At 64.1% G+C, this 17,557-nt stretch carries 15 protein-coding genes; 5 read left to right on the top strand and 10 right to left on the bottom strand.

The annotated features are described in order from the left end of the window. Positions 1-33: 33 nt before the first annotated feature. The 6 genes from BN1119_RS17020 to BN1119_RS16995 form a co-directional block, all read right to left on the bottom strand. Entirely contained in the window at positions 34-396 is a 363-nt protein-coding gene (locus BN1119_RS17020; RefSeq protein WP_042000874.1) for a copper-binding protein, read from the bottom strand. A 31-nt stretch (positions 397-427) separates the two neighbouring features. Further along, positions 428-3,577 (bottom strand): efflux RND transporter permease subunit, encoded by a 3,150-nt coding sequence (locus BN1119_RS17015; RefSeq protein ID WP_042000871.1) that lies wholly within the window; start codon positions 3,575-3,577, stop codon positions 428-430. Between the two features lie 73 nt (positions 3,578-3,650). Next, positions 3,651-5,159, bottom strand: a complete 1,509-nt coding sequence (locus BN1119_RS17010) for an efflux RND transporter periplasmic adaptor subunit (RefSeq protein WP_042000868.1) — start codon at positions 5,157-5,159, stop codon at positions 3,651-3,653. A gap of 284 nt (positions 5,160-5,443) precedes the next feature. Next, entirely contained in the window at positions 5,444-5,899 is a 456-nt protein-coding gene (locus BN1119_RS17005) for a hypothetical protein (protein ID WP_042000865.1), read from the bottom strand. A 183-nt stretch (positions 5,900-6,082) separates the two neighbouring features. Beyond that, positions 6,083-6,889: an exodeoxyribonuclease III gene (xthA, locus tag BN1119_RS17000; RefSeq protein ID WP_042000861.1), complete on the bottom strand. Its 807-nt coding sequence runs from the start codon at positions 6,887-6,889 to the stop codon at positions 6,083-6,085. A 71-nt stretch (positions 6,890-6,960) separates the two neighbouring features. After that, complete coding sequence (locus tag BN1119_RS16995; RefSeq protein ID WP_042000857.1) at positions 6,961-8,631, bottom strand: tetratricopeptide repeat-containing response regulator; 1,671 nt, start codon at positions 8,629-8,631, stop codon at positions 6,961-6,963. A gap of 261 nt (positions 8,632-8,892) precedes the next feature. On the opposite strand from BN1119_RS16995, the gene azu reads away from it, so the two are divergent. Continuing rightward, positions 8,893-9,333 carry an azurin gene (gene azu / locus BN1119_RS16990; protein ID WP_042000854.1) on the top strand — a complete coding sequence of 147 codons (441 nt, stop codon included), beginning with the start codon at positions 8,893-8,895 and terminating at the stop codon, positions 9,331-9,333. 179 nt (positions 9,334-9,512) lie between these two features. After that, complete coding sequence (locus tag BN1119_RS16985) at positions 9,513-9,701, top strand: hypothetical protein (protein ID WP_042000851.1); 189 nt, start codon at positions 9,513-9,515, stop codon at positions 9,699-9,701. A 27-nt stretch (positions 9,702-9,728) separates the two neighbouring features. On the opposite strand, the gene BN1119_RS16980 is transcribed toward BN1119_RS16985, so the two are convergent. Both BN1119_RS16980 and BN1119_RS16975 read right to left on the bottom strand, forming a co-directional pair. After that, positions 9,729-10,250, bottom strand: a complete 522-nt coding sequence (locus tag BN1119_RS16980) for a HutD family protein (protein ID WP_042000891.1) — start codon at positions 10,248-10,250, stop codon at positions 9,729-9,731. Between the two features lie 270 nt (positions 10,251-10,520). Continuing rightward, the gene (locus BN1119_RS16975) at positions 10,521-13,112 is read right to left on the bottom strand and encodes a family 20 glycosylhydrolase (RefSeq protein ID WP_042000848.1); all 2,592 of its coding nucleotides are present in this window, start codon (positions 13,110-13,112) and stop codon (positions 10,521-10,523) included. 260 nt (positions 13,113-13,372) lie between these two features. Between BN1119_RS16975 and BN1119_RS16970 the strand changes: the two genes are divergently transcribed. Next, on the top strand, positions 13,373-13,705 hold the full coding sequence (locus tag BN1119_RS16970; protein ID WP_042000845.1) for a DUF3634 family protein: 333 nt from the start codon (positions 13,373-13,375) through the stop codon (positions 13,703-13,705). A gap of 61 nt (positions 13,706-13,766) precedes the next feature. Here BN1119_RS16970 and BN1119_RS16965 read toward each other — a convergent pair whose 3' ends face one another. Further along, the gene (locus BN1119_RS16965; RefSeq protein ID WP_042000842.1) at positions 13,767-14,864 is read right to left on the bottom strand and encodes a YdcF family protein; all 1,098 of its coding nucleotides are present in this window, start codon (positions 14,862-14,864) and stop codon (positions 13,767-13,769) included. 215 nt (positions 14,865-15,079) lie between these two features. On the opposite strand from BN1119_RS16965, the gene BN1119_RS16960 reads away from it, so the two are divergent. Beyond that, positions 15,080-16,051, top strand: coding sequence for a nucleoside hydrolase (locus tag BN1119_RS16960; protein ID WP_042000839.1), 972 nt, complete (start codon positions 15,080-15,082; stop codon positions 16,049-16,051). 52 nt (positions 16,052-16,103) lie between these two features. Further along, entirely contained in the window at positions 16,104-16,451 is a 348-nt protein-coding gene (locus BN1119_RS16955; protein ID WP_042000836.1) for a DUF805 domain-containing protein, read from the top strand. Positions 16,452-16,512: 61 nt separating this feature from the next. On the opposite strand, the gene BN1119_RS16950 is transcribed toward BN1119_RS16955, so the two are convergent. After that, positions 16,513-17,439, bottom strand: coding sequence for a LysR family transcriptional regulator (locus tag BN1119_RS16950; RefSeq protein ID WP_042000833.1), 927 nt, complete (start codon positions 17,437-17,439; stop codon positions 16,513-16,515). Between the last annotated feature and the right edge of the window lie 118 nt (positions 17,440-17,557).

Here is a 17,557-nt window from a genome sequence, read left to right as displayed (position 1 = left end):
ATTGTCCCGCCGTTTTCTTGCCGCCTGAGCCCCTTATCCCCGCTGGATGGCGGTCACTGTGAGCTTGCCAGCCGGGTTCTCGGCGTGAAAGCGTACCGCATCCCCCACCTTCAGATCCTTGAGCAGGGCCGGGTCGGCCACCCGAAACACCATGGTCATGGGGGGCATCTTGAGGTTGGCGATGGCCTCGTGCTTGATGCCGACCTTGCCGTTGGCCTCGTCGAGGCGGGTGATAATCCCCTTGGTCATCACCCCCTCCTTCATCCCCTCCATCTGCTGCATGTCACCCATCTGGCTCATGTCATGGCCTTCATGGCTCATCATCTCTTCAGCTTGCAGGTTGGTGTGGGTGGCAAGGCCCAGCAGCAGGGTCAAAGTGAGTGTCTTGTAGTTCATCTTGGTTTCCTTGTTTGGGTTGTCCGGTTGATCAGGGTGCAGTTGGGATATCCGTCTGCGCAGTCGTGTGGTCGAGGGTCTTCAGGGTACGGCTTTTCCACAGATAGAAGGCGGCGGGCAGTACCAGCAGGGTCAGACCCAAGGCACTGACCATGCCGCCAATCATGGGGGCGGCGATGCGCTGCATCACCTCGGATCCTGTGCCCTGGCTCCACATGATGGGCAGCAGGCCCGCGATGATGGTCACCACCGTCATCATCTTGGGGCGCAGGCGCAGGGCGGCGCCCTGAATGACCGCCCGGTGCAGGCCCGCCTGGTCCGGCTTGCCGCTGGCCACCAGGTCATCCCAGGCGTGGTTGAGGTAGACCAGCATCAGGACGCCTGTCTCCACCGCCACCCCGGCCAGGGCGATAAAGCCCACCCCCACCGCCACCGAGAGGTTGAAATCGAGCAACCAGAGGGTCCAGATCCCCCCCACTACCGCGAGCGGCAGAGTGGTGAGGATGAGCAACACCTCCTGGAAGCGGCGAAACGCCAGATAGAGCAGCAGCACGATAATGGCGACGGTCAATGGCACCACGTAGGCCAGACGCGCCTTGGCCCGCTCCATGTATTCGAACTGACCGGACCAGCTGAGGGCATAGCCCGGCGGCAGCACCAGCTGCTTGGCCACCTCGGCCTTGGCCTGCGCCACAAAAGAGCCGATGTCCCGATCGCGAATGTCGACGTAGACCAGGCCATTGAGCCGCGCGTTCTCGCTTCTGAGCATGGGGGCCTCGTCGCTGATGTAGACCCGGGCCACGTCCGCCAGGGCGATGCGCGCACCGCCTGGGGTGACCAGGGGCAGCAGCTCGAGGCTCGCCACAGAATCGCGATAGCTCTGGGGATAGCGCAGGTTGATGGGGTAGCGCTCGCGCCCCTCTATGGTCTGGCCCACCTCCATGCCGCCCACCGCGGTGGCGAGCACCCCTTGCACGTCGGCGATATTGAGGCCGTAGCGGGCCGCCTTGAGCCGGTCGATGTCCACCTTGACGTAGCGGCCACCGGCCACCCGTTCGGCATAGACCGATGAGGCCCCCTCCACCTTGCCGATGATCTGCTCCAGCTGCTGGCCAAGTTGTTGAATGACCTTGAGATCGGGCCCCGCTATCTTGATGCCGACCGGGGTCTTGATGCCGGTGGCCAACATGTCGATGCGGGTCTTGATGGGGGGCACCCAGGCGTTGGTGAGGCCGGGGAAGCGGATGAGGGAATCCAGCTCTTCTTTGAGCTTCTCCGGGGTCATGCCGGGGCGCCACTGATCCCGGGGCTTGAGCTGTATGCTGGTCTCCATCATCACCAGATCGGCGGGATCGGTGGCGGTGTCGGCGCGCCCCGCCTTGCCGAACACGTTCTGCACCTCGGGCACGGTGCGAATGAGCTTGTCGGTCTGCTGCAAGATCTCCCGCGCCTTGCCCACCGAGATGTTGGCCGCCGTGGTGGGCATGTACATGATGTCCCCTTCATCGAGCGGCGGTATGAACTCGGAGCCCAGATATTTCAGCGGCCAGAAGCCCGCCACCGTCACCAGTAGTGCGGCGGCGAGCGTGGTTTTCGGACGGGCCAAGACGGCCTTGAGCAACGGCACATAGCCCTGGCTTAAGCCACGGTTCAGCGGGTTGGCCTGTTCGGCCAGCACCTTGCCACGGATAAAGTACCCCATCATTACTGGAACGAGCGTGATGGCGAGCGCGGCCGCGGCGGCCATGGCGTAGGTCTTGGTGTAGGCGAGGGGGTGGAACATCCGCCCCTCCTGCGCCTCCAGGGCGAACACCGGCAAAAAGCTCATGGTGATGATGAGCAGGGAGAAGAAGATGGCGGGCCCCACTTCTATGCTCGCCTCTGTGATGATGCGCCAGCGGTTCTTGTCGGTGAGCGCCTCCCGCTCCATATGCTTGTGGACATTCTCGATCATCACGATGGCGCCATCCACCATGGCGCCGATGGCGATGGCGATGCCGCCGAGCGACATGATGTTGGCGTTGATCCCCTGCAGGTGCATGACGATAAAGGCGGTCAGGATGGCGATGGGCAGGGTGATGACCACCACCAGGGACGAGCGCAGGTGGAACAGGAAGGCGAGGCAGACCAGCACCACCACCGCGAACTCCTCCACCAGCTTGCCGGAGAGGTTGTCGATGGCGCGGGCGATAAGATCGGATCGATCGTAGACGGTGACGATCTCCACCCCCTCCGGCAGGCTGCTTTTGAGCTCCGCCAGCCGCGCCTTGACCCCGTCTATGGTGTGCTGGGCATTCTCGCCGTAGCGCTGGACTATGATGCCGCCCACCACTTCCCCTTCGCCGTTGAGCTCGGCGACGCCGCGCCGACTCTGGGGGCCTGTGACCACATCCGCCACATCCCCCAGCAACAGGGGCGCGCCGCGCACATTGGTGCCAAGCGGGATCTGTTTTAAGTCCTCCACGCTTTTCAAATAGCCATTGGATCGCACCATGTACTCCGCTTCCGCCATCTCGATGACGGAGGCGCCGGTCTCCTGATTGCCCTGCTGAATGGCGGTCTCGATGAGGGAGAGCGGGATGCCGTAGGCGCGCAGCTTGTCCGGATCGACCCGTACCTGATACTGGCGCACCATGCCGCCGACGGTGGCGACCTCGGAGACCCCCTCTACCGTCTGCAACTCGTACTTGAGGAACCAGTTCTGCAGGGAGGTGAGCTCGCTCAAGTCATGCTTGCCGCTTCTGTCCACCAGGGCGTACTGGTAGACCCAGCCCACCCCGGTGGCATCGGGGCCGAGCTGGGGGCGGGCAGAGGCGGGCAGGTTGGGGGTCACCTGGCTCAAATACTCCAGCACCCGGGCGCGGGCCCAGTAAAGATCCGTGCTGTCGTCAAACAGCACATAGACGAAGGAGTCGCCGAAGAAGGAGTAGCCGCGCACCGTGGTGGCCCCCGGCACCGCCAGCATGGCGGTGGTGAGGGGGTAGGTCACCTGATCCTCCACCACCTGGGGTGCCTGGCCCGGATAGGCCGTCTTGATGATCACCTGGACGTCGGAGAGATCCGGCAGGGCGTCCACCGGGGTCTGTTTGACCGACCAGAGGCCCCAGGCGGTGAGCATGAGGGTCAACAGCAGCACCAGAAAGCGGTTGCCGACGGACCAGCGAATAATAGACGGGATCATGATCTGGCTCCTTGCTCATGCAGTGCAGAGAGTTGAGCCTGGTTGTCAGCCACGCCGCGAATGATGGAAGGGATCATGGCTTGGCTCCCATCTCGTGCTGGCTAGGGTCCATGCCTTCCATCTCATCCGCCGCAGGCTTGACGTCGCCGTCAGTAGCGGGTGCCTTCTCCTGATGGATGTTGGTGATGCGGTACTCGTCCCCCTCCTGCATCACCTGCAGGTGCAGGGTCTTCCCCTCCGTCAGCTTGCTCATGTCCACCCCGTCCGCCACGGTGAACTCCATCTCCATGGCGGGCCACTGCCACTCTGGGATGGGCTGGTGGGAGACCATCAGGGTACGGTTGGCCAGATCCATGCTGTCAACCTCGCCCTGGGTCCACACCTCGGCCGGGCGCACCGCCGTCATGCGCTGGAAGTCCGAATCGATGGCCGATTCCGAATCGAGCAGGAACTGGGCCGAGCTGACTATGCTGTCCCCCGCTTCAACACCCTCCCTGATAGCCACCTTGTCGCCAAACTGGGGACCCAGGGTGACGGCCACCGACTTGAAGCTGCCTTCCCCCAGCGCCAGCACCAGCCGATCCTGGCTGCCGGTGCGGATCACCGCTTCGCTCGGCACCACCAGCCGGGGTTCCCCCTGTCCGGTGCGAATGCTCACCTTGGCGAACATATTGGGTTTCAAAAACTCGTCCGGGTTGGCAAAGCGCAGCCGCACCTTGAGCGTGCGGGTGGCGGCATCCAGGGTCGGGTAGAGGTAATCCACCTTACCTTGCCAACTGCGGCCGGGGGCGTAGTCCAGGGTCATGGTGACCGGATCCCCCACCTTCAGCTGGGCGGCCTGGCGCTCGAACACCTCGGCACTCACCCACACCTGCTTGAGGGTGCCGATGTTGAACAGGGCGGCGGCGGGCTCAACATACTGGCCCTCGCGCACTTTCAGCTCTGACACATAACCGCTGCTGGGGGCGTAGATGCCAATGGTTTCGCGCACCTGACGGCTGCGTTTGAGGGCGGCAATCTGATCTGATGGCACCTGCAAGGACTTGAGCTTGCCCTCGGCGGCGCGCAGCAGCAGGGGATTGGTCGTATTGAGCGCCAGCAGGTATTCGTGCTGGGCGTTGACGAGATCCGGGGCGTAGAGCTCGTAGAGCAGGGCGCCTTTGGCCACCTGCTGCCCCTCGCTCTTGATGGCGAGGGTGCGGATCCAGCCCGCCATGCGGGCGTTGACCGCCTCCAGCCTGTCCTCGTCATAGCCGACATAGCCCACCGTCTCGAGCTGCTGGTGGACAGGGAGTTTCTCTACCTTGGCAAGGCGCACTCCCAGGTTCTGCTGGATCTCGGGGCTGATGGTGACGGTACCCGGCGAACCCCCCTGTTTTTCCTCATAGACGGGAATGAAGTCCATCCCCATGTTGTCCTTGGCGGGGCCATCGCGCTTGTCGCGAGGATCCATGGGGTTGACCCAGTAGAGGGGCGTCTTCTCTTTGGCGGTTGCACCGTCGCCAGTCTGTTTGGCGGCCCAGTAGCCGCCACCGGCGCCGAGGGCCAGCAGCAGGGCGGACATCAGCAGCGTCTTGTTCATGACAAGCCTCCGGCGCGGGCAGGGCTGGAGGACAGGGCGCCCGCGAAGGCGGCAACCCTGGCGGGAGAAAAATGGGCAAGTGACATGGTACGTCTTCTCTTGTGCAGGCCGCCGGGCGGGTGATGGGCAGGGCATCACGGGCGGGCGGCAAACGGGGCGCGGCTGAATGGTCAGCGTGCGTACGGCTCCCTGCGAGCGGACCGGTTTGGCCAGGACGCAGGGTCAGGCAAGGCGGCAGGAAACGGGCAAGCCAAGGCTTGCCGCCGCCGCGAGAGAAGGGCTTTCTAGTGGCGCAGCACCGACAGCATCAGGTGTCGGCGTGGCCAGGAGGGAGGGTGAGCACCGCGGGATCGCAGGAAGGGGTCCCGCAGCCAGTTGTCCAGTGTGCTGCCGGTCGTCCCTGGGGGCAGCAGCAACAGGGGCAGGGCGAGCAGGGTCAGCAGGGCAGCCAGCAGCGGCAGACCGGCGCCGGTTGACGAGGTGAGACCGCCGTGCATCTGGCACTCGTCCTGATGGAGGTCGGCGGCAGCACTGCCACCACCATCGTGGCAGGAGAGCACCTGCATGGCGGCGGCATCCATCTCTCCATGACCCATTGCGGTTGCGCCATGGTCAGCGGCCTGGGGGGATGCCATGGCATGACTGCCCAGCCAGCCGAGGCAGAGGCTGAGATTGCAGGCGAGCAGCAGTGCCAGCAACAGCCGGGCGATGAGCACTGTGGGCAATCTCGATGAGAGCATGGGCGGTTTCTCTGTGACGGATAGGCCGAATGTAAACCTTGCCGAAAGGAGAAGGTCAAGGCCTGGCAAGGGCCGTCTGCTGGCGAATTGACATGGATTAAGAAAGGGCGGGGCAGTGAACAAAAAAAGCCCCCGCATGGGCGGGGGCCGAGTCTTTTGGCGAGGGCGAGCCTGGCGCCGGGATCAGGCGAAGCAGGTCCAGATGGGGGCGTGATCCGAGGGCTTGTCGATGCCGCGCAGCTCGTAGTCGATGCCGGTCTCGGTCACCTTGTCCTTGAGAGCATTGGACGCCATGATGAGGTCGATGCGCAGACCCCGGTTCTCGTCAAAGCCCCTGGAGCGGTAGTCGAACCAGGAGAAGCGCTCGCACTCGGTGGGGTTGGCGGCGCGGAAGGTGTCGGTCAGGCCAAACCCTTCCAGACGGGCCATCCATTCCCGTTCGATGGGCAGGAAGGAGCACTTGCCATCCCGCAGCCAGCGCTTGCGGTTCGCCTCGCCGATGCCGATGTCGAGATCCGTGGGGGAGATGTTCATGTCCCCGATCAGCGCAATCTGGTCGTCCGGGCTGTGATGGGTCTCGAGGTAGTGCTGCAAGTCCTCGTAAAACTTCTGCTTGGCCGGGAACTTGGTCTCGTGATCCTGGTTTTCCCCTTGCGGGAAGTAGCCGTTCATCACCTTGATGACGGAGCCGTCTTCGCGCTGGAAGCTGGCCATGATCATGCGGCGCTGGGCGTCCTCGGGATCCGTGGGGAAGCCCTTTTGCACCTCGAGGGGCTTGTTCTTGCTCATGATGGCCACCCCGTAGTGGGCCTTCTGACCGTGGAACTCGACGTGATAGCCCATGGCCTCCACGTCCGCCAGGGGGAAGGCTTCGTCGTGGACCTTGATCTCCTGCAGACCGATCACGTCCGGCTGGTGCTTGTCGATGATGGCTTGCAACTGATGAAGACGGGCGCGCAGGCCGTTGATATTGAAAGAGATGATCTTCATGTCGATGTGCTCATGTCGTTTTTATAGGTGGCTATTGGACTAGGAATCCCGGGTCGATGCAAGCCGCGGGCTCATTGGCTCTGGCTGAACTCCTGGCGCAGCTTGCGAAAGCGCTCCTGCTGGGCCGGATTGAGGGGAATCCCCTCCAGTATGGCCAGGGTCTCCTTGCATTCGCTCGGAAAGTCCGGGTTCTTGCGATGCTTCTCGATGAGCTTGAGCAGCACCTGGATCTTGTTGAGCGCCGCCCCCGTGTTGGCGGGGGCGCGGCGCAGGGCCTCGCGAAAGTGGGTGAGGGCCTGCTCGAGCTGGCCCCCCTCATAGGCCTTGATGCCGAGCTCGTTGAGCTGCTGATAGCGCTGGCGCCGCTCCTGCACCGTCTTGTCGTTGCGGGTCGCCTGGATGCAGATGGTGAGCAGCCTGTCCCCATCCTCGGTCAGGTGCTCCTGCAGGCTCTCGGCATACTCGAACTCCCCGAGCTGGTAGAGGGCCAGCACCGTCTCGCCGAGCAGGGTGCCCGGCATGCTGGCCGGCTGATCCAGCCAGGGCTGGTTGGCGCGATAGAGCATCTTCTTGCCCTTGAGCAGCTGGCCCAGGGCGATCTGCACCCTGGCCTGGCAGATCTGCTCGAACACGGGGTAATTGAACTCGCTCACCATCAGGGAGTCGCGAATGCGCGACAGGGCCGAGTTGACCTGTTTTTGCAGGTTGGCGATGTGATAACCGTCATTGCTGTTGAGGGCGTAGAGAGTGAGACACTGGATATAGGCCCCCAGGTAGTGGGGAGTCCGGTGGATGGAGTTGCGCGCCAGCTCGATGAGGGAGAGGAGCACATCCCTGGCCTGGGCATAGTCGTGGCGCTGCAGGCACACCTCCGCCAGGCGGCGCGACAGCAGCACCGACTGGGGAGAGATCTCCACCGCCCGCTTGAGCTCGCGCTGGGCCGTCTCCTCTTCCCCCAGGGCCAGCTGGGCTTCGGCCAGCCAGCGGTGGGCCTCCACCATCAGGGGGTTGTGCTTGAGGGTCGCCTGCAGGTGGCTCACCGCCTCCTCGTTCAGTCCCAGGGTATGGCATGCCTTGCCCAGGGTGAGCCGGGCCCAGCCGTTCTCCTGGCCCGCCAGCAGCTGGCGCATCAGGCTGCGGGCCTCCTTGGCCTGACCCAGCTTGAGCTGGGTGTCGGCCTGCAGACAGCGGCAGAAGTTGGCAAAGCGCGGGATGGCGTCGGCCCGCTCGGCGCAGGCGTGGATCAGCTGCTCGGGCTTGTCCTCGGCCAGGGCCCGGAACACGCTCTCCAGGGCCCGGCGGCGAGCCAGGGCCCGGCGCAGCCGAAACTTGAACTGCTCCTGGGAGAAGGGCTTCATCAGGTATTCGTCCGGCTCTACTTCCAGGGCGCTCAATACCATGGCGCGGGAGTTGTCGCTGCTGACCATGATCACCACGCTCAGGGGCGGGATCAGCCCCTTGTCCCTCAGGCTCTCCAGCAGCTGGCGGCCGTTCTCCCCTCCGCCCAGATCGTAATCGAACAGATAGACATCGAAGCTCTCCTTCTGGCAGCGGCGACGGGCCTCCTCGGCACTGTTGGCAAAGCTGATGCGGTTGATGCCGATGTTTTGCAGCATGGCCTTCATCATCACTTGAAAGGCGCGCTGATCATCGACCAGCAGCAGGCGCAGCGGCTTGACGGGGGCAGGCTTGGGGGCGGCATCGCCAGCGGCAGAGGGGAGGGCAGGATCCTGGGTCGGCATGGCTCTGGGTCTTGGGGCATCGATGCGCCAGTGTGCCACCAAAGTTCGGGATCAGGCAATTGGCAAAGGGGGGCGCCAGGCCGGCCCCAGGGGGGCTGGCATCGGAAAGGGAGTGATCTGGCCCGCAGGCTTGGCCGTAAACCCTGGTTGACCGAGCGCATATGAGTACAATAAGGTCGATTCGAATAGCACCTTTGTCTGGCTCGCGGCTGCGGGCCAGACAATCCTGTCGCCAACCCTGGCAACCCATAGGAGAGGATGATGAAAAAGGTAATGTCCCTGTTGTTTCTGAGCGCCCTGGCGGCCCCCGCCTTCGCCGATGAGTGCACCCTGACGGTCGAGGCGAACGATGCCATGCAGTTCAACACCAAGGCGTTGAGCGTGCCCGCGACCTGCAAGGAGGTGACCCTCACCCTGACCCACACCGGCAAGCTGCCGGTCGCTGCCATGGGCCACAACTGGGTGCTGACCAGCACGGCCGATTTCCAGGACGTGGCGACCGCCGGCATGGGGGCGGGCCCGGACAACAACTATCTGCCCAAGGATGATGCCCGGGTACTGGCGCATACCAAGCTCATCGGCGGCGGTGAAACCACCAGCATCAGCTTCCCGACCGAGGGGCTGGCGGGCAAGGATCTCACCTTCTTCTGCTCCTTCCCCGGCCACTGGGCCATGATGAAGGGCAGCTTCAAGGTCGGTTGATCTCGACGCTCAAAAGATGAAAAAGCCGGGCATGCCCGGCTTTTTTGTGGCCCGCAGTCATGGGGCGGCAAGGGATCCCCTCGTTTCATGATCCAACGCCGGGCGAGCGGTGTGACGAGACAATAGAATGGGCGTCCTTTGAACCTTTCTGCCTCGGACGAGAGGAATGAAACGCCGTGATGAACATAGTGAAATGGGGAGTCACTGTCTGCCTGCTGCTGATGTGCGCCGTCGCACTGGCGGCAGAACCCCCGGTGAAGAAGAGCCGCAACGGCATCTGCCATCCCAAGGGCGGTACCTACTACAGTCGCACCAAGCACTACATCCCCTACGACACCATGCAGGCCTGCCTCGCCCCGAAGCGCTGAACCGGATCGGGCCCGTGCGCCTGGTGCCTATCTGGATTGCAGGGTAAAGAAGGCGATGCTGGCCTTCTTGCTGCATTCGAATCGGATGTCCTCCTCGGCCGTGACCACCAGGGTATCTCCCCGGGCGAGTTCATGCTGCGCCACCGTCAGGCTGCCCTCGAGCAGGGTGACGAGATAGGTGTGGGCCGGGATGAGGGTGAGGGAGAGGGAGAAGGGCAGGGTCAGCACCCGCACGTTGGCACTCAGCCTGTCGGGGTCATAGATGAGGCCAAGGTCCGTCACCTCTCTCTTGAGCAGTTCGCAGTGGGTCTCGTCGTCCCCCTTGAAATGGGCCGCCTCGAAGGTGGCGTAGGGGTGGCCGTTGAGCACGAAACCGGCCCCGCCGATGGGGAGCAGGATGCGGTCATAGCCGGGGAAGCGGGAGAAGGGGCCCGCCTCCTTGATGGGGGCAGAGCTCAGGCGGTAGTCGAAATCGAGCCTGGCCAGGGTGCTGCCCGCCGGGGCAATCACTATCTCGGCGGTGCTGCCCTTGCCATTTTTCCAGGGCATCTGGCGCTGCTGGGCCACTGTGATGAGTTGGTACACTGGGTTCCCTCATGGTGAGTCTGGCCCCAGAGATACCACTCCCCCCGCCCCGAGGACAAGCCCGCCTGGTGCGAGAGCGGCTTTTTCCAGCGCTTGTTGCCAGGGGGCGGGCCTGGCCCCTGGCCGCAAAAGAGTGCCCCAGGCCAGGGCCTGGGGCGAATGGAGCCAGATCAGGCCTCCTGGTTTCACCAGACCCGCAGACTCATGGCGAGCGCTGCGGTCCTGGTGATGTGGTCACTGCACGCTGGCACTGCGACTGGCGCGCAGGCCCGAGACGCTGCGCACCAGTGCCTGGCCCGAGACCGAGGGCGGGTTGGCGTCATCATAGGTTTGCCAGCTGGCGCCGCCATCCTGCGAATACTGGATGGTGAGCCCTGGCAGGCTGATGTTGGCGCGCAATACCCCCGCCTCCAGCATGGCGCCCGGTACCGGCAGGTTGAAGGCGATGCCATCTTGCTCCAGTGCCGGGAGCAGGCGCTGGCCGAGCAGGTTGGCGAAGCGGTTGTAATCCTGGGTGCGCGCCGCCTCATCCAGGGGCTTGGCACTGGCGTCGTCGGCCTCCCAGCCCGCTTTGTGCCATGCGCGCTCCGCCAGGGCTATCACCCGGGGGAAGACCATGCCCTCGAACTGATCGTCGGTACGCACGGTTTCTGACCAGAGGGATCCCTGCAGCCCCAGCACATTCTCCGGCCGCTCCAGGGATTTGACCCCGGCACCGGCCAGCACCTGCTCCTTGCTGATGGGGGCCCCCGCCCGGGTGTAATCGGCATTGGCGAACAGATCATCGGGCATGAAGCCGAAGGTCTTGCGGGTATCGGTGAAGCGCGGCGCCCAGTAGTAGCCGCGCTCGTTCGGGTCTGGTTCATACGGATGATCGAAATAGAGGTGGGTCGCCTGGTTGTAGATCACCTGATACCCGCTGTTGGCCAGGTTGTAGGCCCGATCCGCCACTCCCCACTCCCAGATATTCTGCCAGGCGTTGCCCGAGACGCTGGCGTTGGCCAGGTTGGCCCTGGGGTAGACCAGGTTGTTGTGCATCAGGCCATCTTCCCAGCCCCCCAGGTTGAGACCGCGGGCCGAGCTCAGGCTGGCCACCCGCTCCACGAAATACTGGCTGAGCTGGGATGGGTCCGTGATGCCCTGGGTATTGCTGGCAAAAAATTGCTGGCAAGCGGGTGAATCGCGCCAGGCCCCCGCCACCTCGTCACCGCCGAAATGGAAACGGGTGAGGGGCTGGGTCGCGGCGTGCAGGTCGACCAGGGAGGCGATGACGGTGTCGATGAAGTGGAAGCTCGATGCCATGCAGACGTTGATGGCATTGTCCTTGAACATCTGCACCGACAGGTAATCGCTCTGATCCGCCAGATCCGACAACAGGTACTCCTGGGCCTGCTGCGGCTGGCCTGCCGCCATCAGCTTGTGATATCGGGCCTCCATCGCCTTGATGGCGGCGTGCGCATGGCCCGGCATGTCTATCTCGGGGATCACCTCGATATTGAGCCGCTGGGCGTGGGCCAGGATGGCGCCATAGTCGCTGGCAGTGTAATAACCGTCCGATTCCGGGGTGCCATCGGGGCCCGCCCCCAGGAAGGGCAGCAGACAGCTGCGTTCGTCGGGATCATGGCAGCGTCTGGCGCCAACTTCGGTCAGCTCCGGCAGAGCGGCAATCTCGATGCGCCAGCCCTCATCGTCGGCCAGCCGCAAGTGCAGCTTGTTCAACTTGAGGCGAGCCATCTGGTCGAGCAGGGCCAGCACGGCATCCTTGCTGCGAAAGTTGCGCACCGCATCGAGGGAGAAACCGCGATAGGCGAAACGGGGGGCATCGGTGATCTCGATGGCGGGTACCTGGCTGCCTTGGCGCAGTTGCAGCAGGGATTGAGCGCCATAGAAGGCCCCGGCCTGGTCGACGGCGGCCAGGGTGATGAGGTCGAGGGCCGGATCGACCTTGAGGCGATAGGCCTCCTGCCATTTTGACTGTCCATCCAGGCTGACCGGTCCCCAGCCGACCTTGATCACCTTGCTGGTACTGGGGCTCCAGGGCGCGGCGGTCAGGTCGAGCTGGGCGGCGAGGTATTGGGCCTGCTCCTGATAGCCATTGTCATAGACCACGGTCCAGTCGCTGCCAAGCTGGACGCTGCCTTGCCCCAGGGTCTGTTCGGCCGGAGTCGGGATCACGCCGACGGGGTGAGGCAGGGGGGCCAGGCCCTGATTGCGGGCGTAGCGATCCGCTGCCGTGAAGGGGTCATAGTGATCGGTCAGGGCCGGGCTGTCATAGCGTTTCCACTGGGAAGGGGAGGTGAAGTCAGCCACAAACGGCAACTCGTCCGAGGGGGCGGTCGGCACGGCACCCTGGATCCGGTTGCTGGTGCTCTGGATCAGCGCCGAGATGGGCTGGCCCTGATGGGTCGAGGCGAAATACCAGTTCGGCATCACGTCGCTCTTGGCGACTTGCCAGGCATCCCCGTCAAACTGGAAGCTGAGACTCTCCCCCGGATTGAGGGGCACGAAGCTGGCGGTGGGTTCGAGCTTGAAGATGTCGCCATTGACGTGGGTCACCTTGAACTGGGGCGTATCCAGCGCCTTGATGTCCCGGATATGGCTGAACCAGATGGCCCAGCCGGTGGCGGGCAAGGGTACGGCTCCCTGGTTGGTGAGGCTTATCTGGCCGCGAAAGGTGCGCCACTCGTCCTGACTGTTGTCGACCACCTGGTAGCCGAGCGCGATGCCGGCTCCCAGGGCATCGAGCTGGGACTGGGTCATGGCCAGAGCGGGCGTGCTCAGCGCCAGGGCGAGGGCGCTCGCCAGCAGAGACAGCTTGTGGGTCATGCTTCACTTCTCCTTGTCGTTGGTTAATTATCAAAGCGAACAAAGAGTAGCCGTCATTTTCATAAGTGGGTTCCGAGTGAGATCTTTTTTGCGTTTTTTGGTGCTGTATGAGACACGCATCATGGTTTTGGTGATGAATCGAATGATTTGATTCTCTTCTAAAATAAAGTGTTGCCTACTGGCGTGTGGCAAGCATCCCGGATGGCGCTATGCTGCCGGAGTGATGCTCAAAGGCATCAATGACGTCAAGGAGAGCGACGATGGCCTGGATATCCTTGCTGGTGGGGGTGGCCCTCATCTGGTGGTTGCTGAAGCTGGGGCGCGGCCCCCTGTTCGAGATCCGACTTGCCCCGGGCAAGCTGGTGGTGCAAAGGGGCAGCCTGCCCCCCGCCTTCATCGAACAGGTGCGGCAGATCCTCAAGCACGAGCCGGTGCGCGGCCGCATCCAGGGGCTGCGGGATGGCAAGGGGGTGCGCCTGGTCTTCTCCCGCTCCATCCCAGAGCCCATCGCCCAGCGGGTGCGCAACGTCTTCCCTTACGCCGACTATCGCGGCCAGCAGCCTGGCCCGCCTTCGGGCCACAGGCGCCGCTGATCCCGCCCCATGACAAGGAGGCGCCCCCGCTGCCGGGGACGCCTCCTTGATGGGTGGAGCATCAGCGTGCCAGCAGGGGAGGGGAGCGATAGCTCCACATGCCATAGGTGCGCAGGGCATCGCGATAGATGCCGAGCAGCTCGCCCGCCTCGACCCGGGCCAGGCTGGAGACGGGCTTGTCCGGGTAGCTGACGCTGTCGATGCGAATGTTGGCCGGACCGGTTTGCCAGCAGGCAATCTCGAGCAGGGTCTGACCACGGCGCACATGGCTGGCCGAGCTGACCAGGGTGGCCTTGTCTATCTGGTGACGGGCCAGCACCCAGGCGGTGTTGAGGGCGTTTTCCACCGTGCTGGTGGCATAGTTGTCCTCTATGATCCGCGATCGGCTGATCCCCTTGCTCACCAGCCAGTCGGCCATGACACTGGCTTCTGTCTTGCGATTCTGGGGCACGCCGCCGCTCACTATGATGAGGGCCTGGGGATCGGCCTTGGCCAGGGCTCGGGTGGTGTCGAGTCGCCCCAGCAGTATGTCGCTCATGGAACCGTCGGGGTTCAGGGCATAGCCCAGGGTGACGATGGCGCGCCGCCCCGTCTTGTCCTGATCCCGCCCTGCCCGCTCCTTGAGCGGCGTTGTGACCACCCTGTCTATGGTGGCAAAGAGGCGGCGCAGATCGGCCTCTCGCCCCGGGTTGCGGGCCTTGACCCGGTCGAGATACTGGCTCGACCCCCCCTCGTCGCCCTTGACGCGCAGCCAGACCGCCAGATAGGAGAGCAGATCCACATCATCGGGGGCGGCGGTCAGGGCCTGGTTGAGCAGGGCGATGGCCCTGTCCAGCTTGCCGTTGTAGATCTGGGCGTTGGCGGCCGAGATGAGCAGATCGGTGCGATAGGGCTCGAGCTGATAGGCCTCCAGCAGCCGGGAGGTGACGAGCTCCATGTTGCTCGGCATCTTGGCGGTGAAGCCGGCATCCGAGACGCGGGCGGGGGAGTCATAGATCTGCCTGGCTTCACCGAGCAGCTGATCCACCACCTGGCGCTTGCTGATGAGCTGGCCGTAATCCGATTCAGATTGCAGGCTGCGCACCGGCACGGCCCAGCTCTGGACCGGACAGAGCAGGGAGAGGGTGAGCAGGGCGGCGAGGGAGAGTCTGGTATCCATAAGCTGTTCACCTGATTGGGAGAAAGAGAGTCGGCTTTAGCCTGGGGCGGCCCGTCATCAAACCGGCGCCACGCCCTGTCGACTATAACAGGCCGGGGGCGATAAAAACGGGATCGGGTCTGGAAATGCCTCCCCGGACTCATCCTGTGAAGGGGATCCTGACGCAGGGGCGGCAACGCGCTACACTGGCTTTTCGTTCTCATTGGAACCTTATCATGACCAGCAAGATCATCCTGGACACGGATCCCGGCATCGACGATGCCATGGCCATCCTCTTCGCCGAGGCACACCCCGACATCGATCTGGTGGGGATCACCACCGTCTTTGGCAATGCCACCATAGAGAACGGCACCCGCAATGCCCTCTGGCTCAAGCAAAAATATGGCATGAGGGCCGACGTGGCCATGGGGGCCGCCGCGCCCCTGGTGCGCGAGCCCGTGGGGCCGACCACAGTGGTACACGGCCCTAGCGGGCTGGGCGATGTGGCGGCGGGGGAGGTGACCCTGGCGCCGGATCCCCGTCCGGTCTGGCAATACCTGGTCGAGACGGTGCAGGCCAACCCCGGCGAGATCACCCTGGTGACCATAGGGCCGCTCACCAACCTGGCCCTGGCTCTTGAAAAGGCCCCCGAGATAGTCACCCAGGTCAAGCAGGTGGTGGTGATGGGAGGCGCCTTTGGCGTCAACGGCCATCGCGGCAACGTGACCCCCTATGCCGAGGCCAACATTCACGACGATCCCGAGGCGGCGGACAGGGTCTTCACCGCCCCCTGGCCTCTGGTGATCATCGGGCTGGACGTGACCCAGCAGAGCTTCTTCAGCGGCGCCTACCTCGATGCCCTGCGAGACGAGGCGGGAGAGCCCGGCCGCTTCCTGTGGGATGTCAGCCGCTTCTATCTGAGGTTCTATTCCGAGCGTATCGGCCTGGATGGCTGCCATGTGCACGATCCCTCCGCCATCGCCTATGTGATCGATCCGACCCTGTTTACCCTGAGAGAGGGGCCGGTGCGGGTCGTCACGGACGGCCCCGCCATCGGCCACACCCTGCAGAAGTTTGACGACAGGCGCCATCCCCATGACGGGTGGGCAGGCTGCCCGGCGCAGCGGGTCGGGGTGGCGGTGCGGGATCAGGCCCTGCTGGCCCTCTATCGGGACACCCTGGTGGCCTGGGGCAAGGGGCGCGACTAGCGCGGGGATCCTGGATTCATCTCATTTATTTCATTGTTGATAAGGAGTCGATATGGAGTGGTATCTGGCCGTGATGAGGAAATATGCCGTCTTTGCCGGGCGGGCGAGGCGCAAGGAATACTGGATGTTCGTGCTCTGCAATCTGGGGATAGCCCTGCTGCTGGGTCTGCTTGGCCAGTTGATCGGGCTCAAGGAGCAGATCGCCAACCTCTACTCCCTGCTGGTCTTGCTGCCGAGCCTGGCGGTGGGGGCCCGGCGCCTGCACGACACGGATCGCAGCGGCTGGTGGCTGCTCATCAACCTGATCCCCATCGTCGGCACCCTGGTCTTCCTCTACTTCATGGTGTGCGAGGGACAGGCGGGCCCCAACCGCTTCGGGGAAGATCCCAAGGCCAGCTGACATGACAAGGCCCGCCCCCGGCGGGCCTTGCTGATACTGGCTTTTGTTGCGGGCGTCGCCCCTATTCTGGCCAGCCGGGTCCCCGGGTTTGCAGGGGCGGGATCCGCTCGACCAGGAAGTCGATGAAGGCGCGGCTCTGGGGCTTCAGGAAACGGCCGCCGCGAAACACCGCCAGGATCTGGTCGTCGCTGTGCTCGTAGGGGGAGGCTCGCCACAGGGGCAGCACGGGCAGCAGGCTCCCCTCATCCAGACTGGACTGCACCATCCAGCTCGAGAGCAGCAGCAGGCCGCAACCGGCCCGGGCCGCCTCCAGCAGCGGGGTGCCGCCAATGGAGGTGAGATTGCCCTGCACCGGAACCCGGACGCGCTGCTGCGCCCCTTGCCGAAAGTACCAGTGCTGGCGCTGACGACCCTGGCCGCGGATGAGGCAGTTGTGGCCGGCGATCTCCTCCGGCGTCCCGGGCACGCCATGGCGGGCCAGATAGGCGGGGGAGGCGACCAGCAGGGAGCGGTTGGTCAGCAGGGTGCGGGCATGAAGACCGCTGTCGGTCGGGCGTCCGATGCGGATCGCCACATCCACGTTGTCGGCATCGAGATCGACCAGGTGGTTGTCGAACCCTATCTCGAGCCGTATCCCCGGGTAGCGGGCCAGGAACTCGGGCAGCAGGGGCGAGAGGCAGGCGGCGCCGAAGCTCTCGAAGACCGATACGCGCAGCGGGCCGCTTGGCGCCTCATGGAGTGGCTGGAGGGATTGCACCAGCTGATCGGCCTCCTCCAGCAGGCGCACCGAGCGGGCGAGAAAATAGTCCCCCTGTTCGGTGAGCACCAGCTGACGGGTACTGCGCTTGAACAGGGGCACCCCCAGCTGGGCCTCCAGGCTGTCGATGGTGCGGGTCACCGAGGAGGGGGCCAGGCTGAGGGCGCGGGCGGCGCGGGAGAAGCTGCCCGACTCCACCACCTGGGCCAGGATACGAATGCGATCCAGCATGGATACTCCTTTGCGATAAATGCAAAACTGTTGCAGTTTACGGCGGTATTCTATTTTCGGTTGCGAAGATGAACAATGAGGTTCTTGCCCAAGCCGGGCGTTTCTTGCACAGGAGCAT

Origin of the sequence: Aeromonas bivalvium (assembly GCF_000819765.1) — a bacterium.
GTDB classification, from domain to species: Bacteria; Pseudomonadota; Gammaproteobacteria; order Enterobacterales; family Aeromonadaceae; genus Aeromonas; species Aeromonas bivalvium.
Note: the sequence above shows the minus strand (reverse complement) of the source record. Positions and strands in the feature narration are given on the sequence as shown.